This window comes from Belnapia moabensis DSM 16746 (genome assembly GCF_000745835.1).
GTDB lineage: Bacteria > Pseudomonadota > Alphaproteobacteria > Acetobacterales > Acetobacteraceae > Belnapia > Belnapia moabensis.
This window is the reverse complement of the sequence record NZ_JQKB01000008.1, coordinates 143,225-165,659: the sequence shown is the minus strand read 5'-3', so window position 1 is coordinate 165,659 and position 22,435 is coordinate 143,225. Positions and strand designations below refer to the sequence as shown.

General features: G+C 68.4%; 18 protein-coding genes. 5 read left to right on the top strand and 13 right to left on the bottom strand.

Annotation, left to right across the window (positions count from 1 at the left end):
* Nucleotides 1–3 precede the first annotated feature (3 nt).
* The 10 genes from tuf to EP26_RS07645 form a co-directional block, all read right to left on the bottom strand.
* Nucleotides 4–1,191, bottom strand: a complete 1,188-nt coding sequence (gene tuf / locus EP26_RS07690; RefSeq protein ID WP_043337546.1) for an elongation factor Tu — start codon at nucleotides 1,189–1,191, stop codon at nucleotides 4–6.
* 27 nt (nucleotides 1,192–1,218) lie between these two features.
* Nucleotides 1,219–1,695, bottom strand: coding sequence for a 30S ribosomal protein S7 (rpsG, locus tag EP26_RS07685; protein WP_043337545.1), 477 nt, complete (start codon nucleotides 1,693–1,695; stop codon nucleotides 1,219–1,221).
* Nucleotides 1,696–1,708: 13 nt separating this feature from the next.
* Nucleotides 1,709–2,080: a 30S ribosomal protein S12 gene (rpsL, locus tag EP26_RS07680; protein WP_043337543.1), complete on the bottom strand. Its 372-nt coding sequence runs from the start codon at nucleotides 2,078–2,080 to the stop codon at nucleotides 1,709–1,711.
* A 325-nt stretch (nucleotides 2,081–2,405) separates the two neighbouring features.
* Nucleotides 2,406–6,560, bottom strand: coding sequence for a DNA-directed RNA polymerase subunit beta' (rpoC, locus tag EP26_RS07675; RefSeq protein ID WP_043337542.1), 4,155 nt, complete (start codon nucleotides 6,558–6,560; stop codon nucleotides 2,406–2,408).
* A gap of 76 nt (nucleotides 6,561–6,636) precedes the next feature.
* Nucleotides 6,637–10,815, bottom strand: a complete 4,179-nt coding sequence (gene rpoB, locus EP26_RS07670) for a DNA-directed RNA polymerase subunit beta (protein ID WP_043337541.1) — start codon at nucleotides 10,813–10,815, stop codon at nucleotides 6,637–6,639.
* A 201-nt stretch (nucleotides 10,816–11,016) separates the two neighbouring features.
* The gene (rplL, locus tag EP26_RS07665; RefSeq protein WP_043337540.1) at nucleotides 11,017–11,400 is read right to left on the bottom strand and encodes a 50S ribosomal protein L7/L12; all 384 of its coding nucleotides are present in this window, start codon (nucleotides 11,398–11,400) and stop codon (nucleotides 11,017–11,019) included.
* Nucleotides 11,401–11,477: 77 nt separating this feature from the next.
* Nucleotides 11,478–12,008 carry a 50S ribosomal protein L10 gene (gene rplJ / locus EP26_RS07660; RefSeq protein ID WP_043337539.1) on the bottom strand — a complete coding sequence of 177 codons (531 nt, stop codon included), beginning with the start codon at nucleotides 12,006–12,008 and terminating at the stop codon, nucleotides 11,478–11,480.
* Nucleotides 12,009–12,296: 288 nt separating this feature from the next.
* Nucleotides 12,297–12,998 carry a 50S ribosomal protein L1 gene (gene rplA / locus EP26_RS07655; RefSeq protein WP_043337538.1) on the bottom strand — a complete coding sequence of 234 codons (702 nt, stop codon included), beginning with the start codon at nucleotides 12,996–12,998 and terminating at the stop codon, nucleotides 12,297–12,299.
* A 4-nt stretch (nucleotides 12,999–13,002) separates the two neighbouring features.
* The gene (rplK, locus tag EP26_RS07650) at nucleotides 13,003–13,437 is read right to left on the bottom strand and encodes a 50S ribosomal protein L11 (protein ID WP_043337537.1); all 435 of its coding nucleotides are present in this window, start codon (nucleotides 13,435–13,437) and stop codon (nucleotides 13,003–13,005) included.
* Between the two features lie 160 nt (nucleotides 13,438–13,597).
* Nucleotides 13,598–13,861 (bottom strand): GlsB/YeaQ/YmgE family stress response membrane protein, encoded by a 264-nt coding sequence (locus tag EP26_RS07645; protein ID WP_043337534.1) that lies wholly within the window; start codon nucleotides 13,859–13,861, stop codon nucleotides 13,598–13,600.
* Nucleotides 13,862–14,014: 153 nt separating this feature from the next.
* Between EP26_RS07645 and EP26_RS07640 the strand changes: the two genes are divergently transcribed.
* The gene (locus tag EP26_RS07640; protein WP_084112377.1) at nucleotides 14,015–14,569 is read left to right on the top strand and encodes a YidB family protein; all 555 of its coding nucleotides are present in this window, start codon (nucleotides 14,015–14,017) and stop codon (nucleotides 14,567–14,569) included.
* A 59-nt stretch (nucleotides 14,570–14,628) separates the two neighbouring features.
* The gene (locus tag EP26_RS07635; RefSeq protein ID WP_043337533.1) at nucleotides 14,629–15,720 is read left to right on the top strand and encodes a PQQ-dependent sugar dehydrogenase; all 1,092 of its coding nucleotides are present in this window, start codon (nucleotides 14,629–14,631) and stop codon (nucleotides 15,718–15,720) included.
* Nucleotides 15,721–15,774: 54 nt separating this feature from the next.
* On the opposite strand, the gene EP26_RS07630 is transcribed toward EP26_RS07635, so the two are convergent.
* Both EP26_RS07630 and EP26_RS07625 read right to left on the bottom strand, forming a co-directional pair.
* On the bottom strand, nucleotides 15,775–16,566 hold the full coding sequence (locus EP26_RS07630; RefSeq protein ID WP_043337532.1) for a Bax inhibitor-1/YccA family protein: 792 nt from the start codon (nucleotides 16,564–16,566) through the stop codon (nucleotides 15,775–15,777).
* Nucleotides 16,567–16,767: 201 nt separating this feature from the next.
* Nucleotides 16,768–19,275: an ABC transporter permease gene (locus EP26_RS07625; RefSeq protein ID WP_245624318.1), complete on the bottom strand. Its 2,508-nt coding sequence runs from the start codon at nucleotides 19,273–19,275 to the stop codon at nucleotides 16,768–16,770.
* 120 nt (nucleotides 19,276–19,395) lie between these two features.
* Between EP26_RS07625 and EP26_RS07620 the strand changes: the two genes are divergently transcribed.
* Nucleotides 19,396–20,133, top strand: coding sequence for a TerC family protein (locus EP26_RS07620; protein WP_043337530.1), 738 nt, complete (start codon nucleotides 19,396–19,398; stop codon nucleotides 20,131–20,133).
* Here the strand turns inward: EP26_RS07620 and EP26_RS07615 are convergent.
* Nucleotides 20,108–20,878, bottom strand: a complete 771-nt coding sequence (locus tag EP26_RS07615) for an SDR family NAD(P)-dependent oxidoreductase (RefSeq protein WP_043337529.1) — start codon at nucleotides 20,876–20,878, stop codon at nucleotides 20,108–20,110. The two genes, EP26_RS07620 and EP26_RS07615, sit on opposite strands and share 26 nt — an antisense overlap.
* Before the next feature lie 52 nt (nucleotides 20,879–20,930).
* On the opposite strand from EP26_RS07615, the gene EP26_RS07610 reads away from it, so the two are divergent.
* Nucleotides 20,931–21,818 (top strand): YicC/YloC family endoribonuclease, encoded by an 888-nt coding sequence (locus EP26_RS07610; protein ID WP_456303868.1) that lies wholly within the window; start codon nucleotides 20,931–20,933, stop codon nucleotides 21,816–21,818.
* Nucleotides 21,815–22,435, top strand: coding sequence for a guanylate kinase (gene gmk, locus EP26_RS07605; protein WP_043337527.1), 621 nt, complete (start codon nucleotides 21,815–21,817; stop codon nucleotides 22,433–22,435). The genes EP26_RS07610 and gmk overlap by 4 nt, the downstream gene beginning before the upstream one ends.

The following is a 22,435-nucleotide window of genomic DNA, read 5'->3' as shown; positions in this document are numbered from 1 at the left end:
GGCTTACTTCACGATGCTCGCAACGACGCCGGCGCCGACGGTGCGGCCGCCCTCGCGGATGGCGAAGCGGAGCCCCTGGTCCATGGCGATGGGGGCGATCAGCTCGACATCCATCGTCACGTTGTCGCCCGGCATCACCATCTCGACGCCTTCCGGCAGCTTCACGATCCCGGTCACGTCGGTGGTCCGGAAGTAGAACTGCGGCCGGTAGTTGGTGAAGAACGGCGTGTGGCGCCCGCCCTCCTCCTTGGTCAGAATGTAGGCCTCGGCCTTGAAGCCGGTGTGCGGCGTGATCGAGCCGGGCTTGGCCAGGACCTGGCCGCGCTCGACGTCCTCGCGCTTCGTGCCGCGCAGCAGCGCGCCGATGTTGTCGCCCGCCTCGCCGCTGTCCAGCAGCTTGCGGAACATCTCGACGCCGGTCACCGTCGTCTTCACCGTGTTCTTCAGCCCGACGATCTCGACTTCCTCGCCGACCTTGACGATGCCGCGCTCGACGCGACCCGTCACCACCGTGCCGCGGCCCGAGATCGAGAACACGTCCTCGATCGGCATCAGGAACGGCATGTCCTTCGGACGCTCCGGCTGCGGGATGTAGCTGTCCACCGCCGCCATCAGCTCGAGCACGGCGTTCTTGCCGATCTCGGGCGTCTTGTCCTCGAGGGCCGCCACCGCCGAGCCCTTGATGATCGGGATGTCGTCGCCCGGGAACTGGTAGCTGGAGAGCAGCTCGCGCACCTCCATCTCCACCAGCTCGACCAGGTCGGGGTCGGCCAGGTCCATCTTGTTCAGGAACACCACCAGGGCGGGGACGCCAACTTGGCGGGCCAGCAGGATGTGCTCGCGCGTCTGCGGCATCGGGCCGTCAGCGGCCGAGACCACCAGGATCGCGCCGTCCATCTGCGCCGCGCCCGTGATCATGTTCTTCACGTAGTCGGCGTGGCCGGGGCAGTCCACATGCGCGTAGTGGCGGTTCTGCGTCTCGTACTCGACATGTGCGGTCGAGATCGTGATGCCACGAGCCCGCTCCTCCGGCGCCTTGTCGATCTGGTCATAGGCCGTGAAGGTCGCGCCACCCGTCTCCGCCAGAACCTTGGTGATCGCCGCCGTCAGCGACGTCTTGCCATGGTCGACATGCCCGATCGTCCCAATGTTGCAGTGCGGCTTGTTCCGCTCAAACTTCGCCTTCGCCATCGTCGTCGTTCCTCGATCGGGTCCGGATTACCAGCGGTAATGGCTGAAGGCTTTGTTCGCCTCCGCCATCCGGTGCGTGTCTTCGCGCTTCTTAACGGCCGTGCCGCGGTTGTTCGCCGCGTCCATCAACTCGCCGGAGAGGCGCTCTTCCATCGTGTTCTCGCCGCGCTTGCGCGCGGATTCGATCAACCAGCGGATCGCCAGCGCCTGACGGCGCTCCGGGCGAACCTCGACCGGCACCTGATAGGTCGCGCCACCGACACGGCGGCTACGGACCTCGACGGCCGGCTTCACGTTGTCCATGGCCTCATGGAACATGCGCAGCGGGTCCCCATTGGGGCCGACGCGCCGCTTAAGCGTGTCCATGGCGGCGTAGACAATACGCTCCGCAGTGCTCTTCTTGCCGTCGTACATCAGCACGTTCATGAAACGGCTGAGGACGAGATCCCCGAATTTCGGGTCGGGCAGGACTTCGCGCTTCTGCGCGCTATGACGGCGAGACATGCCTCGGCCTCTCCTACTTCGGCCGCTTCGCGCCGTACAGCGACCGGCGCTGACGACGCTTCGGCAGGCCCTGCGTATCCAGGACACCGCGGAGGATGTGGTAGCGGACGCCCGGAAGATCCTTCACGCGGCCGCCGCGGATGAGCACCACGGAGTGCTCCTGCAGGTTGTGGCCCTCGCCCGGGATGTAGCTCACCACCTCGTAGCCATTGGTCAGACGCACCTTGGCCACCTTACGAAGCGCCGAGTTCGGCTTCTTCGGCGTGGTGGTGTAGACGCGCGTGCACACGCCACGCTTCTGCGGGCAGCCCTGCAGCGCCGGAACCTTGTTCCGCTTCGCATTCGGCTCGCGCCCCTGGGCGATGAGCTGGTTGATCGTCGGCATGACGCCCCTTCGTGTACCGTCCTGGGCCCCGCAGCCACGCAAAGCCAGAAGCCCGCACGGGCGGAGCCTGTAGCTCGCCGGCGGGCGCCCTGACCGGCACCCGGCCTGAGCAACCTCAAGGGTCGCGGTGCCGGACGCGCAGCGTTGTGGACCAAAGTTTCCTGGCTGTCCGGCGCCGCAGCGCCCGGCCTTGCCAAGGGCGGGCTACCTACGCGGTGCGGCTGGATGAGTCAAGCGAAGCAGAGCAACGGGAATGAAAAAGCCCGGATAAAAGAAAGGGCCGGGCTCCCGAAGGAACCCGGCCCCGTATCAAAGCAGAGGCAGCTTATTCGGCTGCCTGACGTCCACCCGGCTCCGGCAGGGCCGGCTGGGCCGTGGGCAGGCGCCCACGGTCCCGCTGCGCCGCCAGGGCCCGCAGGCGGTTCATCACGGAGCCCGTACCGGCCGGGATGAGCCGCCCGACGATTACGTTCTCCTTGAGGCCGGCCAGCACATCGACCTTGCCGGCCGTCGCCGCCTCGGTGAGCACCCGCGTCGTCTCCTGGAAGGAGGCGGCCGAGATGAAGCTCGTCGTCTGCAGCGAGGCCTTGGTGATGCCCTGGAGCACCGGCTCGGCCCGGGCGGGCCGCTCCTTGGCCTGGAGACGCTTCTCGTTCTCCTGCTCGAACTCGATCCGGTCCACCTGCTCGCCGACCAGGTAGGTCGTGTCACCGGGCTCGAGGATCTCGACCTTCTGCAACATCTGCCGAACGATGACTTCGATGTGCTTGTCGTTGATCTTCACGCCCTGGAGTCGATAGACGTCCTGGATTTCATTCACCAGATAGTTCGCCAGCGCCTCGACGCCCAGCACGCGCAGGATGTCATGCGGCACGCGCGGGCCGTCGACGAGCGGGTCGCCGGCCTTCACGTAGTCGCCTTCCTGCACCGAGACGTGCTTGCCCTTCGGCACCAGGTACTCGCGGGGCACCGGGGCCTCGTCGCCCTGCTGCTCCGGCACCACGACAATGCGGCGCTTCGCCTTGTAGTCCTTGCCGAATTCCACGCGGCCGTCGATCTCGGAGATGATCGCGTGGTCCTTCGGCCGGCGGGCCTCGAAGAGTTCGGCCACTCGCGGCAGACCGCCGGTGATGTCGCGGGTCTTCGACGACTCGCGCGGCAGCCGGGCCAGGACGTCGCCCGCCTTCACCACGCCGCCATTCTCGACGTTCAGCACCGAGGCCGGCTGCAGGAAGTACTGCTGCATTCCATCCGCCGAGCGCAGCAGCAGCCGCGGCCGGAGATTGGCATTGCGGGCCTTGTCGGCCGGCTCGCGCACCACCTTGGAGCTGAGGCCGGTCACCGGGTCCGTCTCCTCATAGAGGGTCACGCCCTCAATGAGATCGGCGAATTCCAGCGTGCCCGCCCGCTCAGTGATGATCGGCAGGGTGAAGGGATCCCACTCGGCCAGCTTCTGGCCACGGGAGACTGTGGCACCCTCATCGATCAGCAGCCGGGCGCCGTAAGGCACGCGGTAGCGCGCCCGCTCGCGGCCGGCCATGTCGCTGAGCACGATCTCGCAGTTCCGGCTCATCACCACCGGCGCGCCGGCGCTGTTGGCCACCACATTGCGGTTGGCGATCTTGACCGTGCCGTCATTGGTGGCTTCCACCGCCGACTGCTCGGCTCCGCGCTGCGCCGCACCGCCGATATGGAAGGTGCGCATGGTCAGCTGGGTGCCCGGCTCGCCGATCGACTGCGCGGCGATGACACCCACCGCCTCGCCGACATTCACCGGCGTGCCGCGGGCCAGGTCGCGGCCGTAGCAATGGCCGCAGACGCCGACGCCGGCGTCACAGGTGAGGACGGAGCGGATATACATCTCCTCCACGCCCGCCGCCTCGATGCGCTCGGCATCCGGCTCCTCGATCACAGTGTTCCGGGCGGCCAGCACCTCGCCCGTTGCCGGGTCGACCACGTCACGCTGGGTGAAGCGGCCGAGGATGCGCTCGGAGAGCGAGGAGATGACCTCGCCGCCATCCATCACCGGGCGCACGGTGATGCCGCGCTCGGTGCCGCAATCGTTCATGACGATGATGCAGTCCTGCGCGACGTCCACCAGGCGGCGGGTCAGGTAGCCCGAGTTCGCCGTCTTCAGCGCCGTGTCCGCGAGGCCCTTCCGGGCGCCGTGGGTGGAGTTGAAGTATTCGAGGACGGTCAGCCCCTCCTTGAAGTTGGAGATGATGGGCTGCTCGATGATCTCGCCGGACGGCTTCGCCATCAGGCCGCGCATGCCGGCCAGCTGGCGCATCTGCGCGGGCGACCCGCGCGCACCGGAGTGCGACATCATCCAGACACTGTTGGTCGGCCGACCGACCTCCTGGCGGGAGATCTCCTTCATCATGGCTTGCGCCACCTCCTCGGTGCAGCGCGACCAGGCGTCGACGACCTTGTTGTACCGCTCGCCGGCGGTGATGAGCCCGTCGAGATACTGCTGCTCGAACTCCTTCACCTCGGCCTTGGTCTTGCCGATCATCTCCGGCTTGCTGGCCGGGATCATCATGTCGTCCTTGCCGAAGGAGATGCCGGCCTTGGCCGCCTGGCGGAAGCCGAGGCCCATCAGCCGGTCGGCGAAGATCACGCTCTCCTTCTGGCCGCAATGCCGGTAGACGGCATCGATGACGTCGGAGATCGACTTCTTCGTCAGCTGGCGGTTGATGAGGCTGAAGGGCAGCTGCGGGTGCAGCGGCAGCAGCTGGCCCATCATGACGCGGCCCGGCGTCGTCACCGCCCGCTCCATCGCAACCTTACCGTCGCGGTCCATCGCCGGGCGCCGCATACGGATTTTGGTGTGGAGCTGGATCGCGCCAGCGGCCAGCGCCTGCTCGATCTCGCCCATGGTTCCGAAGGCCGGGGCCTCCTTCTCATCGGCGACGCGGAACTCCGGCGTCTCCAGGCTGAGATAGTAGAGGCCGAGGACGATGTCCTGGCTCGGCACGATGATCGGCTTGCCGTTGGCCGGGCTGAGGATGTTGTTGGTGGACATCATCAGCACGCGCGCTTCCAGCTGGGCCTCGAGGCTCAGCGGGACGTGCACGGCCATCTGGTCGCCGTCGAAGTCGGCGTTGAAGGCGGTGCAGACCAGCGGGTGGAGCTGGATCGCCTTGCCCTCGACGAGGACCGGCTCGAAGGCCTGGATGCCGAGGCGGTGCAGCGTGGGCGCCCGGTTCAGCATGACCGGGTGCTCGCGGATGACCTCCTCGAGAATGTCCCACACCTCGGGACGCTCCTTCTCCACCATCCGCTTGGCGGCTTTAATGGTGGTGGCATGGCCGTACTTCTCGAGCTTCGAATAGATGAATGGCTTGAACAGCTCGAGCGCCATCTTCTTCGGCAGCCCGCACTGGTGCAGCTTCATCTCCGGCCCGACCACGATGACCGAGCGGCCGGAGTAGTCGACGCGCTTGCCGAGCAGGTTCTGGCGGAACCGGCCCTGCTTGCCCTTTAGCATGTCGCTGAGCGACTTCAGCGGCCGCTTGTTGGCGCCGGTGATGGCGCGGCCGCGGCGGCCGTTGTCGAACAGCGCGTCCACTGCCTCCTGCAGCATGCGCTTCTCGTTCCGGACGATGATGTCCGGGGCGCGCAGCTCGATCAGGCGCTTCAGCCGGTTGTTCCGGTTGATGACGCGGCGATAGAGGTCGTTCAGGTCGGAGGTCGCGAAGCGGCCGCCGTCGAGCGGCACCAGCGGGCGCAGCTCGGGCGGGATCACCGGCACGACGCCGAGGATCATCCAGTCCGGACGCGCGCCGCTCTCGGCGAAGGCCTCGATCAGCTTCAGACGCTTCACCAGCTTCTTGCGCTTCGCCTCGGAGGTGGTCTCCTTCAGCTCGGCGCGCAGCCGGGTGGCCTCCTTGTCGCAGTCGATGCCGGAGAGCATCCCCTTCACCGCCTCGGCGCCGATGCCGACGGAGAAGGCGTCCTCGCCGAACTCGTCCATCTTCGCCTGGTACTGGTCCTCGTTCAGAAGCTGGTGCAGCTTCAGATCGGTCAGGCCCGGCTCAAGGACGACATAGGACTCGAAGTAGAGGACCTTCTCCAGCTCCTTCAGCGACATGTCGACCATCAGGCCAACGCGCGAGGGCAGCGACTTCATGAACCAGATATGGGCGACGGGGCTGGCCAGCTCGATATGGCCCATGCGCTCGCGGCGCACCTTGGCCAGCGTGACCTCGACGCCGCACTTCTCGCAGATGATGCCGCGGAACTTCATCCGCTTGTACTTGCCGCAGAGGCACTCGTAGTCCTTGATCGGGCCGAAGATGCGGGCGCAGAACAGCCCGTCCCGCTCCGGCTTGAAGGTGCGGTAGTTGATCGTCTCCGGCTTCTTGATCTCGCCATAGGACCAGGAGCGGATCTGCTCCGGCGAGGCGATCGAGATCTTGATCTGGTCGAAGGTCATCGCCTGGCCGGTTTGGCCCAGGATCTTCATCAGCTCGTTCATGCGGCCTTCCTTGTGGTCCAGCCCGCCGCCCCGCGCGCGGCGGGGCGGCTGTGTAGGAAAGATATGGGCGGCAGCCTCAGCTGCCGCGAGTCTCCAGGTCTACGTTGAGGCCGAGCGACTTCAGCTCCTTCACCAGGACGTTGAAGCTCTCGGGGATGCCGGCCTCGAAATTGTCCTGGTCGCGGACAATCGCCTCGTAAACCTTGGTGCGGCCGGACACGTCGTCCGACTTCACCGTCAGCATCTCCTGCAGCGTATAGGCGGCGCCATAGGCCTCCAGCGCCCAAACCTCCATCTCGCCGAAGCGCTGGCCGCCGAACTGCGCCTTGCCGCCCAGCGGCTGCTGGGTGACGAGCGAGTAGGGGCCGATGGAGCGGGCGTGGATCTTGTCGTCGACCAGGTGGTGCAGCTTCAGCATGTAGATGATGCCGACCGTCACCTTCCGCTCGAAGATCTCGCCGGTGCGGCCATCGGTCAGCCAGACTTGGCCGGAGCTGTCGAGCCCGGCGCGGTCCAGCATGCCCTCGATATCCGCCATCCGCGCACCGTCGAAGACGGGCGTTGCGATCGGGATGCCCTTCTTCAGGTTGTCGCAGAGCTCGATGAGCTGATCGTCGCTCATCGGGGCGATGTCGCGCTCGAAGACCTCGTCGCCATAGGTCGCGCGGAGATGGGCCATCAGCTCATCCCGCATCGCCCCGGTGCGGCGGTACTCCTCGACCAGGTCGCCGACCTGGCGGCCTAGATTGGCGCAAGCCCAGCCGAGATGGGTCTCGAGGATCTGCCCGACATTCATCCGCGACGGCACGCCGAGCGGGTTCAGCACGAGGTCGGCCGTGGTGCCGTCCTCGAGGAAGGGCATGTCCTCCACGGGCACGACCCGCGAGACCACACCCTTGTTGCCGTGCCGGCCGGCCATCTTGTCGCCCGGCTGCAGCTTCCGCTTCACCGCGACGAAGACCTTGACCATCTTCATCACGCCGGGCGGCAGCTCGTCGCCGCGCTGCAGCTTCTCGACCTTGCTTTCGAAGCGCTTCTGCAGGCGCTCGACGGCGGCGTCGAATTCGCGCTTCAGCGCCTCGATCTCGGCCATGGCTGCGTCGTCCTGCACGCCGATCTGGCGCCAGGTGGCCTTGGCGAACTGGTCCAGCACCTCATCGGTGATGACCGTGCCCGCCTTGACGCCGCGGAAGCCACCGGAGGCCTTCTTGTTCAGCAGGCGCTCGCGCAGCCGGCTGTGGAAGGACCGCTCCTGGATGGCTTTCTCGTCGTCGCGGTCCTTGGCGAGCCGCTCGATCTCGGCCCGCTCGATCGCCATCGCGCGCTCGTCCTTGTCGACGCCGCGGCGCGAGAAGACGCGGACATCAACGATGGTGCCCGCCACGCCCGGCGGCAGCCGGAGCGAGGTGTCGCGCACGTCGGAGGCCTTCTCGCCGAAGATGGCGCGGAGCAGCTTCTCCTCCGGCGTCATCGGGCTCTCGCCCTTCGGCGTCACCTTGCCGACCAGGATGTCGCCCGGCTGCACCTCGGCGCCGATATAGACGATGCCGGCCTCGTCGAGGTTGCGCAGCGCCTCCTCACCCACATTCGGGATATCGCGGGTGATCTCCTCCTGGCCCAGCTTGGTGTCGCGGGCCATGACTTCGAATTCCTCGATATGGATCGAAGTGAAGACGTCGTCCTTGGCGATCCGCTCGCTGATGAGGATGGAGTCCTCGAAGTTGTACCCGTTCCAGGGCATGAAGGCGACTAGGACGTTCCGCCCCAGCGCCAGTTCGCCCAGCTCCGTGCTCGGCCCGTCGGCGATGATCTCGCCGGCGCGCACGGCATCGCCCACCTTCACCAGCGGGCGCTGGTTGATGCAGGTGGACTGGTTGGAGCGCTGGAACTTGCGCAGCCGGTAGATATCGACGCCGCGGGTGGTGCCGTCATCGCCCGTCGCGCGCACCACGATGCGGGCGCCGTCAATGCTGTCCACCACGCCGTCGCGGCGGGCGACGATGGTCGCGCCGGAGTCCCGGGCGACCGCCGCCTCCATGCCGGTGCCGACCAGCGGCGCATCGGCGCGAACCAGCGGCACCGCCTGGCGCTGCATGTTCGAGCCCATGAGCGCGCGGTTGGCGTCGTCGTTCTCGAGGAACGGGATGAGCGCCGCGGCCACCGAGACGAGCTGCTTCGGCGAGACGTCGATGGCGGTGACCTCCTCCGGCTTCACCAGCCGGAAGTCGCCACCCTGACGCACGCTCACCAGCTCCGACTTGAACTCGCCGGTCTCGGCATCGACCTCGGCATCGGCCTGGGCGACGACCAGTCGCTCCTCCTCCATGGCGGAGAGGTAGCGCGGCTCGCCGACGATCTTGCCGTCCCGCACCAGGCGGTAGGGCGTCTCGATGAAGCCGTACTTGTTCACCTTGGCGAAGGTGGCGAGCGAGTTGATCAGCCCGATATTCGGGCCTTCCGGCGTCTCGATCGGGCAGATGCGGCCGTAATGCGTCGGGTGCACGTCGCGCACCTCGAAGCCGGCGCGCTCACGGGTCAGGCCGCCCGGGCCGAGGGCCGAGAGGCGGCGCTTATGCGTCACCTCGGAAAGCGGGTTGGTCTGGTCCATGAACTGGCTGAGCTGCGAGGAGCCGAAGAACTCCCGCACCGCAGCCGCCGCCGGCTTCGCGTTGATCAGGTCATGCGGCATGACGGTGTCGATATCGACCGACCCCATCCGCTCCTTGATCGCGCGCTCCATACGGAGCAGGCCGACGCGGTACTGATTCTCCATCAGCTCGCCGACCGAACGCACCCGGCGGTTGCCGAGATTGTCGATGTCGTCGATCTGGCCGCGGCCGTCCTTCAGCTCGAGCAGCACGCGAACCGTGGCGATGATGTCCTGCTTGCGCAGCGTACGCGTGGTGTCCGGCACCTCCTCGGCGGAGAAACCGAGGCGCATGTTCATCTTCACCCGGCCGACCGAGGAAAGGTCATAGCGCTCGGGGTCGAAGAACAGCCCGCGGAACAGGGTCTCGGCGGTCTCCGGCGTCGGCGGCTCGCCCGGGCGCATGACCCGGTAGATGTCCATCAGCGCCTCGTCGCGGTTGGTGTTCTTGTCCACCACCAGCGTGTTGCGCATCCAGGGGCCAACCGACTGGTCGATGGCGAGCGTCGGCAGCCGGTCGAGGCCGGCCGCCTCGATCGCCGCCAGCTTCGGCTCGGTCAGCTCCTCGCCGGCCTCGGCCCAGATCTCGCCCGTGTTCATGTCGACGAGGTCTTCGGCAACGAAGCGGCCGAGCAGGTCGGCGCGGCCGACCAGCACCTCCGTCGTGCCGCCCTCGGCGATCTTGCGGGCGGCGCGCGGCGTCAGCTTCGCGTCCTTCTCCGCGACGACCTGGCCGGTCTTGGCATCGATCAGTGGCTCCTGCAGCTTCACGCCGCGGAAGGCCTCCGGGTCGAAGGGGCGCGACCAGCCCTGGGCACTGCGGGTGAAGGCGACCTGGCTATAGAACTCACCCAGGATCTCCTCAGCATCCATGCCGCGGATCTCGTTGGGCTCCAGATTGGTGCCCTTCTCCGCGCGCAGCGCCTCAGTCCGGGCGCTGTCGAGCGCCAGCAGCAGGGTCGAGGCCGGGAGCTTCCGCTTCCGGTCGATGCGGACGTAGCAGATGTCCTTGGCATCGAATTCGAAGTCGAGCCAGGAACCGCGATAGGGGATGACACGAGCGGCGAAGAGGTACTTGCCGCTGCTGTGCGTCTTACCCTTGTCGTGATCAAAGAACACGCCCGGGCTGCGGTGCATCTGGGAAACGATGACCCGCTCGGTGCCGTTAATAATGAAGGTGCCGTTGTCCGTCATGAGCGGCATGTCGCCCATGTAGACATCCTGCTCTTTAATATCGCGGACGGAACGAGAACCCGTGTCCTCATCCACATCCCAGACGATGAGGCGGAGACGCACCTTCAGCGGCGCGGCGAAGGTCAGGCCGCGCTGGATGCACTCCTCGACGTCGTATTTCGGCTCTTCGAGCTCGTACTGGACGAATTCCAGCCGGCCACGGCCAGCGAAGTCGTCGATCGGGAAAACCGATTTAAAAACTTCCTGCAACCCAGTATGGGTGCGCGCGTCAGGGTTGACCTCCATCTGCAGGAAGGCCTCGTAGGAGGCCCGCTGCACGTCGATGAGGTTTGGCATCGGCGCCACTTCTGGCAGCCGGCCGAAGCTCTTGCGGATGCGCTTGCGCCCGGTGAACGACTTGGTGATAGCGTTCATGCCTGTCCCGTATCCCTCTCGCTCGGGCCACCGCCCGTCGCGTGCCGTATCAATGCCCGTCCATCGCTTCGCCCCGCCACGCCCGCCGGGGAGAAACGGCAGCACGGGCGGCAACCCAATGGGTTCCCGCCCGTACCTCCGATAGTATGGCCCCTGCCCCGGCGACGGACTGCCAGGGCGGGGATTGCAGCAGAAGCGACCTTACTTGACCTCGACGGTCGCCCCGTTCTCTTCCAGCACCTTCTTGATCTTGGCGGCCTCGTCCTTCGACGCAGCCTCCTTCACCACCTTCGGCGCGCCCTCGACCAGATCCTTGGCCTCCTTCAGGCCGAGACCGGTGATGGTGCGGATCTCCTTGATGATGTTGATCTTCTTGTCACCGGCCGCGGTCAGGGTGACCGTGAACTCGGTCTGCTCCTCAGCCGGGGCCGCGGCAGCACCACCGCCGGCGGCAGGCGCCGCCGCCACCGCGACCGGAGCCGCGGCGGAGACGCCCCACTTCTCCTCCAGCATCTTGGAGAGCTCGGCGGCTTCCAGGACGGTCAGGCTGGAGAGCTCATCGACCAGCTTTGCGAGATCGGCCATGTCTGTGTACCCTTTGATCTAATGGCTTGGCTTGCCGTTTGCAACACCCCCACCCATGGTGGGGGCTATCCCATTGGTCAGGCGGCTTCCGCCCCACCCTCGTCCTTCTTCGCGAAGGCGCTGAACACCCGCGCCAGCTGCGAACCGGGGGCCTGAAGCACCCCGGCGATGCGCGTTGCCGGGGTCTGGATCAGACCCAGCAGCTGCGCCCGCAGCGTCTCGAGCGAAGGCAGCTCGGACAGGGCCTTGATCCCATCGGGGTTCAAGGCCTGGGTCCCGAGTGCCCCGCCCAGGATCACGAACTTGTCGTTACCCCTGGCGAAATCCACGGCCGTCTTCGCCACCGCCACCGGGTCCTTCGACCACGCAAGCGCGGTCGGGCCCTTCAGCAGCGGCGAGACGGTCTGGAAGCGGGTGCCGTCGAGGGCGAGCATGGCCAGCCGGTTCTTCGCGACCTTGTACGTCGCACCAGCAGCCCGCATGCGGCGCCGCAGCTCGCTCACATCCGCGACCGTCAGCCCCTTGTTCTGGGCGACGAGCACGAAGGAGGTATCTGCGAACACCTCGGACAGCTGGGCGATGAACTCGCGCTTTTCCGTGCGGTCCATATCCCGTCTCCGTCGGTGGCCGGCGCCTGGTGGAGGGGCTCCGGCCGGTTCACGCGGGGGCTCACGGCGGAATGCCATGAACCCCGGTTCGACTGTCTGAGCGGGATTGCCAAGCCATCAGCGTCGCCAGGTCGCCCCGGCGTCGAAACGCTCCGCACCCCGTCTATCGCTGGCGGGGATACCCCCTTTAGGCCCCCAGAGGAGCACCCGCGGTCTCGGACAGGTTCGGGACGGCCCGGAGGCCGCCCCTGCGCACTCGCCCCGTCATGGGACGAGCGAATTGGGATCTCAGGCCGTCGCGCTCAAGGAGGCGACGTCGACCTTCACGCCGGGGCCCATGGTGGAGGCGACCGACACCTTCTTCACATAGGTGCCCTTGGCGCCCGCCGGCTTGGCGCGTTGGATCGCCTCGACGAAGGCGCGGGCATTCTCGAGGAGCTTCTCCTCGTCGAAGCTCGCCTTGCCGATGCCGGCATGGACGATGCCCGCCTTCTCCGCCCGGAACTCCACCTGGCCGGCCTTGGCCGCCGTAACGGCGCCGCGGACATCCATGGTGACGGTGCCGAGGCGCGGGTTCGGCATCAGGCCGCGCGGGCCGAGGATCTTACCGAGGCGCCCCACCAGGGCCATCATGTCCGGCGTGGCGATGCAGCGGTCGAACTCGATCTTGCCTTCCTGCACGGCAGCGGCGAGGTCATCGGCGCCGACCACATCGGCGCCGGCGGCCAGCGCCTCATCGGCCTTCGGGCCGCGAGCGAAGACGCCGACGCGGACGGTCTTGCCGGTGCCGTTCGGCAGCCCGACCACACCGCGGACCATCTGGTCGGCATGGCGCGGGTCGATGCCGAGATTCATCGAGATCTCGATGGTCTCGTCGAACTTCGCCTTGGCATTCGCCTTCACCAGGCTGATCGCCTGCTGGATCGGCACGATGGTGTCACGGTCGAAGGAGCCGTAGATCGCCTTGAGGCGCTTGCCCTGCTTGGCCATCGGATCAGCCCTCCACCACGACGAGGCCCATGGAGCGGGCCGAGCCCGCCAGCATGCGCACCGCCGCTTCCACGTCGTTGGCGTTCATGTCCTTCATCTTGGTCGCGGCGATCTCGCGCAGCTGGGTCTTGGTCACCCGGCCCACGGAGCCACCCTTGCCCGGCGTCTGGCTGCCCTTGTCGATCTTGGCGGCGCGCAGCAGGAAATGGGTGTTCGGCGGCGTCTTGGTAATGAAGGCGAAGGTGCGGTCGGAGAAGGCGGTGATGACCACCGGCGTCGGCGTGCCGGGCTCGAGGCCCTGAGTCGCCGCGTTGAACTCCTTCACGAACTGCATGATGTTGAGGCCGCGCTGACCAAGCGCCGGACCCACCGGCGGCGAGGGGTTCGCCTTGCCGGCCGGTATCTGCAGCTTGATGTAGCCGGTAATCTTCTTTGCCATGATACGTCCCTGCGGTCAGGGAGCCGCGGTGCTCACGGCGCCGGCCGCCTCGAAGGATGGCCGGACGCCTCCCGCGTCCCGATCTGAGTAGAGCCGGGGCGTATGGTCGGATCGGCGAGGGAAGTCAAGCCTTATCTGGCCTGACTTCCCTTCCGCACCGTCAGATCCGGTTGGCGGCGGAGCGGCGGGTCACGATGTTATAGATGGCCAGCACGATGACTGCGCCGACTACCGCGCCGATAAAGCCAGCCCCCTCCCCGGCCCGGTACCAACCGACGGCCTGGCCGAGATAGGTCGCCACCACGGCGCCGACGATGCCGAGCAGGGTGGTGATAATGAAGCCGGAGGGGTCCCGGCCCGGATGGAGGAATTTGGCGACGAGACCGGCGAGGAAGCCGATGACGATCGTTCCGATGATACCCATGGCCGCTAATCCCTTGTTGTCGATACGTGGCGATAAGCCTTCGCTTGCGCCTGGGTTCCGCGCTGTCGGTGCGATTCCAATAGGCGGGCCGGCATCGACTTCGATCCGTCTGCGTTCTCCGGTGCAGCGCACCAGCAGCGGGAGGATTGGCAGATGAGTGAAGGATTGTTCGGGCGTTCGGGCGGCGGCCTGACGGGTGGCATGTCAGGCGGGATCAAGATGGCGGCCATCGCGCTGCTGGTTCAGCAGTTGATGAAGCATTCCCAGTCCGGGGCAACTGAAGCCCAGGCGCAGGCGCCGCAGCAATCGGGCGGCGGGGGACTCGGCGACATCCTCGGTGGCTTGCTTGGCGGTGGCGGCGGCGCGGCGGCGGGTGGCATCCTCGGTGGGCTCGGCGGGTTGCTGGGTGGGCTACGGAGCCAGGGGCTGGAGCGGCATGTCGACAGCTGGGTGCAGCCTGGGCCGAACCAGCAGGTCTCGGGCGATGAGCTGTCCCGCGCCTTCGATCCGCGCGACCTGGATGCCGCCGCGCAGCATGCCGGGACCGATCGCGGCACGCTGATGAACGAGGTCAGCCGCGTGCTGCCTGAGATGGTGGACCGTATGACACCGCAAGGCCGCCTCCCCCAGCACGAGGGCGAGCTGGAGGGCGGCGGCATCGGCGGCTTGCTGAACAGCATATTCGGCGGTCAGAACCCTCGTCGGTAACCGGCCGGGGCTGGGTTCGATGGGCTTCCCGGCACCGCCGGGAGGCCCATCTCCGTCGGATGAAAACCCTTCTCGTGTTGGCCGTGATGGCCCTTCCCGCCGCTGCCGCCGCGCAGGGCGGATTTCGCGTGACCGAATTCGCCACAGGCCTCGACCGCCCCTGGGGCGGGGCCTTCCTGCCGGATGGGCGGCTGCTGCTCACTGAACGCCCGGGACGGGTGCGCCTGGTCGGGCGGGATGGGGCGGTCTCAGCCCCGCTCGGTGGCGTGCCAGCGGTGGAGGCTCGCGGCCAAGGCGGGCTCCTGGACCTGGCCCTTGCCCCGGACTTCCAGGCAACACGGGAGATCTATCTATGCCAGGCGGCACTGGTGCAGGGCGGCGCGCTGACGCGGCTGGTTCGCGCCCGGCTCTCGGCGGATGCGACGGCGCTCGAGGGGGCAATGCCCATCCTCGACGCGACACCGCCGCAGGAGAGCGGGCGCAACCACTATGGCTGCCGCATCGCCTTCGGCCCGGACGGGGCGATGTATCTTGCGACTGGCGATCGCTACGCAACCAAGATGCGGGCGCAGCGGCTCGACGACCTCGGCGGCAAGGTGTTGCGGCTGGCTCGGAATGGGGCGGCGCTGGCCGACAACCCTTTCGCCGGGCGGCCGGGGGTGCGGGCTGAGATCTTCACCCATGGGCACCGCAACCCGCAGGGCCTCGCCTTCAATCCCTGGACGGGAAGCCTGTGGGAGGCGGAATTCGGCGCCCGCGGCGGGGATGAGGTGAACATCATCCGGCCTGGACGGAACTACGGCTGGCCGGTCGTCACCAAGGGTGTCGACTATGACGGCAGCCGGATCGGCGAGGGCGCCTCGCGGCCGGACATGGAAGAGCCCGTTCATCACTGGGTGCCATCGGTCAGCCCCTCCGGCATCGCCTTCTATACGGGCGATGCCTTCCCCTCCTGGCGCGGCAGCCTGTTCCTGGCGGCACTCAACCCGCCAGGCCTCGTGCGGCTCTCGACCGAGGGCGACCGGGTGACAGGAGAGGAGCGGCTGCTGCAAGGGCGAACGCGGTTCCGCCAGGTGCTGCAGGGGCCGGATGGCTTCATCTACCTGCTGACGGATGAGAGTGCGGGACGGGTGTTGCAGCTCCGTCCATGAAAAAGGCCCCGGGGATTGCTCCCCGGGGCCCGTCCTCTCGCCTTGCGGCGAAGATCAGCTGTCGCTCTGGCGGACGCCCATGAACTGCAGCATCAGCTGGAACAGGTTGATGAAGTTCAGGTAAAGGCCGAGCGCATCCAGTACGCTGCGCTTGCCGGCCTGCTCCGTGCCCTCGGCATAGGCGTACTCGACATAGTCCGCCTTGATCCGCTGAGTGTCATAGGCGGTCAGGCCGGTGAAGATCACCACGCCGAGCACGCTGATGGCGAACTGGAGCGCCGTCGAGCCGATGAACATGTTCACCAGCCCCGCGATGATGATGCCGATGAGGCCCATCATCATGAAGCTGCCCATCCGCGTCAGGTCCGCCTTCGTCGTGTAGCCGTAGAGGCTGACGGCGGCGAACATGCCCGCGGTGATGAAGAAGGTGCGCGCGACCGAGGCGCCGGTGAACACCAGGAAGATGTGCGACAGGCTCGCGCCCATCACCGCCGCGAAGGCCCAGAACAGGGCCTGCGCCGTGGTCTTGGACAGCCGGTTGATGCCGAAGCTTAGCACCAGCACGAAGGCGAGCGGCGCGAACATGGCGATATAGGCCAGGATCGTCGGCTGCACGGCGGCGCCGCGCGGAGTCATCACACGCTGGTAGAACAGCGCCTGGAGCTCAGGGACGTTGGCGATCAGGTAGGCGACGATGCCGGTGAGCACCAGCCCCGAAGCCATCCAGTTATAGACCCGGAGCATATACGCCCGGAGCCCGGCATCGACGGCGACCGCGTCGGCGGTCGCCGCGCGACCCCAGCCTGGCGCACCCGTCGTGGCACGATAGTCGGGTTGAAGGGCCATAGGTGTCTCGAACCTCCCAAAGGGGGTTATCCCCGCGATATGCGTTTATATGGACAGGCTGTAACCCGTTTCAACGGGATTCGGGAGCGGCAGATCGAAGGATACCTCACAACCTCTCCGGCCGGCGGGCGAGGGAATCGCCGACCTGCCTAATATGGCCCGGCGACCGGTTAGGTTCATGTGAAGAAGTGTGCATGCCCCTTATTCGTTCCGCAACAGCGGCGCCGGCCGGGCCCGGAGCGCGAGGGCGGTGCCGATCTGGCCGCAGAGCAGGGTCAGCAGGGCGCAGCCGAGCACGGTGGCGGCGAGAGTCCCCGGCAGCGGTGCCCAATGCGCCTGCATCACCAGGGTGACGACGGCCCAGGAGGCGGCACTGCCCGCCACCGCCGCCAGCGCCCCGGCGACGAGGCCGATCAGCGCATACTCCACCATCCAGGCAGCGCGAATCTGCCGCCGCGTCGCGCCGATGGTCTTCAGCACCACCGCGTCGCGCACCCGCTGGCGCTGTCCGGCGGCGACGGCACCCGCCAGCACCAGACCGCCCGCCAGCAACGTCACCCCGCCGACCGCCGACATCGCCGTGCCGATGCGGCCGAGCAGGGTCGCCACCGCCTCCAGCGCGTCGCGCACGCGGATGCCGGTGACATTGGGGAAGGCGTCGGTCAGCACGCGGAGCACCGTCGCATCCTGCGCCGCATCGCCGCGGAGGGTGGCGATATGGGTGTGCGGCGCCGCCTCCAAGAGGCCGGGCGAGGCGACCATGGCGAAGTTCAGCCCAAGGCCGCGCCAGTTCACGTCGCGCAGGTTGGCGATGGTGAAGTCGATGTTGCGGCCGAGGATGTTGAGGGTGATGACGTCGCCGAGCCCAACTTCCCAGCCCTTGGCGATGTTCGCCTCGAAGGAGAGCAGCGGCGGGCCGCGGTAGTCGGCCGCCCACCACTGGCCGGCGACGAGGCGCGTGCCATCGGGTGGGGCCGGCGTGTAGGTCAGGCCGCGGTCGCCGCGCAGCGCCCATGCGGTCTCCGGCGTCGTCCGGTATTGCTCGGCGGGAATGCCCTTCACCGCGGCGACGCGGGCGCGGAGGCTCGGCACCCGCTTCACCTCCTCTATGCCGGGGATGCCGCGGGCCAGCGCGTCGAAGCGCCCGGCCTGGTCCGACTGGATGTCGATGAAGAAGAAGTTCGGCGCGTTGGCCGGCATCTCATTGGCCAGCTCGCGGCGGAGATTGCCCTCGATCTGGGCGATGGCGGCGAGCGTCGTCAGGCCGATGCCGAGCGAGACCACCAGCAGCACGGTCGGCGCGCCGGGCCGGTGCAGGTTGGCGAGGCCGAGGCGCAGCGCCGGCCGCCGCAAATGGCCGAGCCGTCGGGCGAACAGCATCAGCCCGGCGGCGCCGAGGCGGAAGAGCAGCAGCGCCCCGATCGCCGCGCCGCAGAAGCCGGCGGCGAAGTATGGATCGCCCGAGCTGCGGATGACGAGGCCGATCAGCGCCAGGGCCGCGAGCGCGTTGAGTGCGAGTACCGGCCAGGCCGGGCGGCCGGTGGCCGGCTGGACGGCGTCACGGAACAGCGCCGCGCCCGAGATCCGCGCCGCCCGGCCGAGCGGCCAGAGGGCGAAGGCGAGCGCGGTGAGGAAGCCATAGAGCGCCGCGCCGATCAGCGGCCGCGGATAGGGGGCAAGGCGCGGCGGCACCGGCAGTGCGCCCGACAGCGCCTGCGCCGCCGCCCAGGTCAGCCCGTAGCCGGCCGTGAGACCGATGACGATGCCGAGCGCGGCCAGTGCCATCACCTGGATCAGATAGGTAAGGAAGATGACGGAGGACGGCGCGCCGAGGCAGCGGAGCGTGGCGATGGAGCGGGCTCGGGCCTCGAGCCAGGCGCGTACCCCGGTGGCGACGCCAATGCCCCCCACCAGCAGCGCGGTGAGGCCGGCCAGCGTCAGGAAGGAGGCGGAGCGGTCGAGGAAGCGGTTCACCCCCGGCTCCGCCGCATCGGCGGTGCGGATGCGCCAACCCTCGGCGGCGAAGGCGGCCTGCAGACTTTCGGCGAAGGCCTTGGGGTCGGCGCCAGCCGGCAGGCGGAGACGGAGGTCGCTCTGGTAGAGGCTGCCGGGCTGGATCAGCTGCGTCTCCGGCAGGGTGGCGGCGGCGATCATAGCCCGAGGGCCGAACAGGGCGGGCGTCGCCACCTTGTCTGGCTCCACCTTGACCGTCGCGGCGAAGCGTAGATGCGCCTCGCCGATCCGCACCTCGTCGCCGAGGGCGAGGCCGAGCCGCCCGGCGACCAGTGGGTCGAGGGCGATCATGCCGGCAGCGAGCGGCATGGGCGGGTCGAGCTCCAGCCGGCCGATCAGCGGATAGGCGCCGTCCACCGCCTTTAGCTCCACGAGCATGCGCTCGCCCTTCGGCGAGACGGCCATGGCGCGGAGGGAGGTGATGGCGGAAGGGACGGCGCCGCGGGCGGTGGCCCAGGCCAGCAGCTCCGGCGGCAGGGGCCGCGAACCGCCGCGGACCTCCACATCGCCGCCGAGGATGCGGGCGCCATCGGCCCGCAGCCCGGCCTGGATGCCGGCGCGCAGCGTCCCGACCGCGGCGATGGCGGCGACGCCGAGGGCGAGGCAGGCGAGCACGATGCGCAGGGACCGCATCCCGCCGCGCAGTTCGCGCCGCGCCAGGACGAGGCCGAGCCTCGTTTGGCCGAGGATGCCCAAATATCGTCTCCGCAATGGTGTTAAGCTTCCGAGGTGGGGCGCCGGAATGGCGATCCAAGGCCTGACGGCAGCGCCTGCAGTGAAGAAGCGTTACGCCGCCCGACCGGGAGAGCAGAACGAATGGAAAGTGAAATCATCGTCGCCCTTGTGGCACTCATCGCGATGGAGGTGGTGCTCGGTATCGATAACCTCGTCTTCATCGCCATCCTTTCCAACCGCCTGCCGGAGGAGCAGCGGGTGAAGGCGCGGCGGATCGGCCTCGGCCTCGCCGTGCTGATGCGCTTCGTCATGCTGGCGGGCGCCTCCTGGCTGCTCTCGCTGACCCGGCCGCTCTTCGCGGTGGCGGGGATGGATTTCTCCGGCAAGGACCTGATCTTGCTCGGTGGCGGGCTCTTCCTGATCGGCAAGGCGGTGATCGAGATCCACCACCGCGTCGACCCGGACAGCCAGGAGGCGGCGCATCAGGCGGATACGCGGGTCGCCGGCTTCTGGGCGACGGTGTTCCAGATCCTGCTGCTCGACCTCGTCTTTTCGGTGGACAGCATCCTGGCGGCGGTCGCGCTGACGCGGGAATTCTGGATCATCGCCACCGCGATCGTCGTCTCGGTGCTGGCCATGCTGCTGTCGATGGATGCGCTCTCCCGCTTCATGGAGCGCAACCCGACGGTGGTGATGCTGGCACTGGCCTTCCTCGTCATGATCGGGATGGTGCTGGTGGCCGAGGGCTTCGGCGTGCATGTGCCGAAGGGCTTTGTCTATGTTGCCATGGCCTTCGCCGCGGCGGTGGAGGGGCTCAACCTGTTGGCGAAGCGGGCAATGCGGCGGAAGGGGACTACTCCTTCGCCGGGAAGCGGTTGAAGACCAGGGCGCGGAGGCCGGGCGGCAGGCCGCCCGCCAGCCGCGCCGCCAGGTAGAGCGGCCAGGGATAGGCGATGCGGGTACGGCCGGCGGCGATGCCGGCCAGCGTCCGCCGCGCCGCCTCCTCCGGCTCCATCAGGAAGGGCATCGGGAAGGCGTTCCGTGCCGTCATTGGCGTGCGGATATAGCCGGGGCAGACGGCGTGAAGGCGGATGCCGCGCCGCCGCTCGCTGGCATCCAGCGCTTCGGCCCAGCGCTGCACCGCCGCCTTGCTGGCGCAATAGGCGGGTGCGCCGGGGGCGGCCACGAAGGCGGCGACGGAGGCCACTACCGCCACCCGGCCGCGCACCCCGTCCGGGCCGGGAGGCTGGGCGGCTATCGCCTCGATCGCCGGAAGGGCGGTGTTCAGCACGCCGGTGACGTTGGTCTCGAAGACTGAGCGGGCGACCGAGGCGGGCTCCACCGCGCCGCCGGTGCCGGCGGAGATGCCGGCATTGGCGAGGACGAGGTCCAGCCGGCCGGCACCTCCGATCCAGCTGGCCATCGCCCCGGCGTCACAAACGTCGACCACGCGCGGCACGGCAGTGGCGCCGGCGGCCCGGCAGGCCTCGGCCACCTGCTCCAACCGGGCCGCATCCCGCCCGCCGAGATGGAGCACCCTCCCCTCCCCCACGCAGGCCAGCGCGAGCGCCCGCCCGAGGCCGGAGGAAGCTCCCGTCACCAGCACATGCCGCCACGCTGCCATCGCTTGCATCCCGCCGCGCCGCGCGGGACAAGGCGCGACGATGGGCACTCTTATGAGCATGACCGGCTTCGCGCGCGAGAGTGGCGTGCTGGCCGATGGCACCGGATTCGTGTGGGAACTCCGCAGCGTGAACGGGCGGGGCCTCGACCTTCGCCTCAGGCTGCCGAACGGGCAGGACGCGCTGGAAGCCAGCTTGCGCGAGGCGCTGACCAAGCGGCTGAAGCGCGGCAATGTCTCGGCGACGTTGACCCTGAAGCGGGAGGAGCGGCCGCGCCTAGCCATCGACCCCGCGGCGCTCGACCAGGCCTTGCGGCTGGCGCTCGACCTCGCCGCCCGCATCCCCGGCAGCGCGCCGCCGCGGGCCGAGGCGCTCCTGGCGCTCCCCGGCGTCATGCGGAGCGAGGTGCCGGAGCCGGACGAGTCGCAGGAGGACGCGAAGCGGGGCGAGCTCACTGCCGCCTGGGGCCAGGCGCTGGAGGGGCTGGTCGCGGCGCGGCGCGCGGAGGGGGCGAAGCTGCTCGATATCCTCGCCGGGCTGCTCGACGGGGTCGCGGCGCTGCGCGAGCAAGCCATCGCCGAGGCGGCCGACCAGCCGGAGGCGCAGCGGCGCCGGATGCTGGACCAACTCGCCGCCCTGCTCGGCGAGGCCGGCACGGCGCGCGTCCCGGAGGAGCGGCTGGCGCAGGAGGTGGCGCTGCTCGCCCAGAAATCCGACGTGCGAGAGGAGCTGGACCGGCTCGGCGCCCATATCGAGGCAGCCCGCGCCTTGCTGAAGGCGGGCGAAGGCGCGGGACGGAAGCTTGACTTCCTTACCCAGGAATTCGTGCGCGAGGCGAATACGCTCTGCTCAAAATCCGCCTCCGTCCCCCTCACCCGCACCGGGCTTGAACTGAAGGCCGCGATCGAGCGGCTGAAGGAGCAGGCGGCGAATGTCGAATGATGCGTAAGGGCTGCTGCCTCGTCCTCGCCGCGGCGCCTGGAGGCGGCAAGACCAGCATCTCCCGCGCGCTGCTGGAGCTGGAGCCGGAGCTGCGGCTCTCGGTCAGCGCGACGACGCGGGCGCCAAGGCCAGGCGAGCGGGAGGGGGAGCACTACTTCTTCCGCACGGCCGAGCAATTCGCGGCCGGCGTCGCGGCGGGCGAGTTCCTCGAGCATGCCAGCTTCCTCGGCCGCTCCTACGGCACGCCGCGCGCCCCGGTGGAGGCGGCGCTGGCGGCCGGGCAGGACGTTCTCTTCGACATCGAGTGGCAGGGGCACCGGCTGCTGAAATTGGCGATGCCGGAGGATGTCGTCGGCATCTTCCTGCTGCCGCCGAGCCTCGCCGAGCTGGAGCGGCGGCTGCGCGGCCGCGGCCAGGACGGCGAGGAGGAGATCGCCCGGCGCATGGCCGCCTCGCGCGAGGAAATGCGGCACTGGGACGAGTTCGACCACGTGCTGGTGAATGACGACTTCGCCACGACCGTCGCCGCGGCGCGCGCCATCCTGCACGCCGCGCGGACGCGGCGGAGCCGCCTGCCCTGGCTGCCGGGCTTCGTCGCCGGGCTGCTGGGGGAGTAG

Excerpts from the sequence above, each read along its gene's own strand:
- tuf (WP_043337546.1), bottom strand. The coding sequence starts at position 1,191 with ATGGCGAAGGCGAAGTTTGAGCGGAACAAGCCGCACTGCAACATTGGG.
- rpsG (WP_043337545.1), bottom strand. The coding sequence starts at position 1,695 with ATGTCTCGCCGTCATAGCGCGCAGAAGCGCGAAGTCCTGCCCGACCCG.
- rpsL (WP_043337543.1), bottom strand. The coding sequence starts at position 2,080 with ATGCCGACGATCAACCAGCTCATCGCCCAGGGGCGCGAGCCGAATGCG.
- rpoC (WP_043337542.1), bottom strand. The coding sequence starts at position 6,560 with ATGAACGAGCTGATGAAGATCCTGGGCCAAACCGGCCAGGCGATGACC.
- rpoB (WP_043337541.1), bottom strand. The coding sequence starts at position 10,815 with ATGAACGCTATCACCAAGTCGTTCACCGGGCGCAAGCGCATCCGCAAG.
- rplL (WP_043337540.1), bottom strand. The coding sequence starts at position 11,400 with ATGGCCGATCTCGCAAAGCTGGTCGATGAGCTCTCCAGCCTGACCGTC.
- rplJ (WP_043337539.1), bottom strand. The coding sequence starts at position 12,008 with ATGGACCGCACGGAAAAGCGCGAGTTCATCGCCCAGCTGTCCGAGGTG.
- rplA (WP_043337538.1), bottom strand. The coding sequence starts at position 12,998 with ATGGCCAAGCAGGGCAAGCGCCTCAAGGCGATCTACGGCTCCTTCGAC.
- rplK (WP_043337537.1), bottom strand. The coding sequence starts at position 13,437 with ATGGCAAAGAAGATTACCGGCTACATCAAGCTGCAGATACCGGCCGGC.
- EP26_RS07645 (WP_043337534.1), bottom strand. The coding sequence starts at position 13,861 with ATGGGTATCATCGGAACGATCGTCATCGGCTTCCTCGCCGGTCTCGTC.
- EP26_RS07640 (WP_084112377.1), top strand. The coding sequence starts at position 14,015 with ATGAGTGAAGGATTGTTCGGGCGTTCGGGCGGCGGCCTGACGGGTGGC.
- EP26_RS07635 (WP_043337533.1), top strand. The coding sequence starts at position 14,629 with ATGAAAACCCTTCTCGTGTTGGCCGTGATGGCCCTTCCCGCCGCTGCC.
- EP26_RS07630 (WP_043337532.1), bottom strand. The coding sequence starts at position 16,566 with ATGGCCCTTCAACCCGACTATCGTGCCACGACGGGTGCGCCAGGCTGG.
- EP26_RS07620 (WP_043337530.1), top strand. The coding sequence starts at position 19,396 with ATGGAAAGTGAAATCATCGTCGCCCTTGTGGCACTCATCGCGATGGAG.
- EP26_RS07615 (WP_043337529.1), bottom strand. The coding sequence starts at position 20,878 with ATGGCAGCGTGGCGGCATGTGCTGGTGACGGGAGCTTCCTCCGGCCTC.
- EP26_RS07610 (WP_456303868.1), top strand. The coding sequence starts at position 20,931 with ATGAGCATGACCGGCTTCGCGCGCGAGAGTGGCGTGCTGGCCGATGGC.
- gmk (WP_043337527.1), top strand. The coding sequence starts at position 21,815 with ATGATGCGTAAGGGCTGCTGCCTCGTCCTCGCCGCGGCGCCTGGAGGC.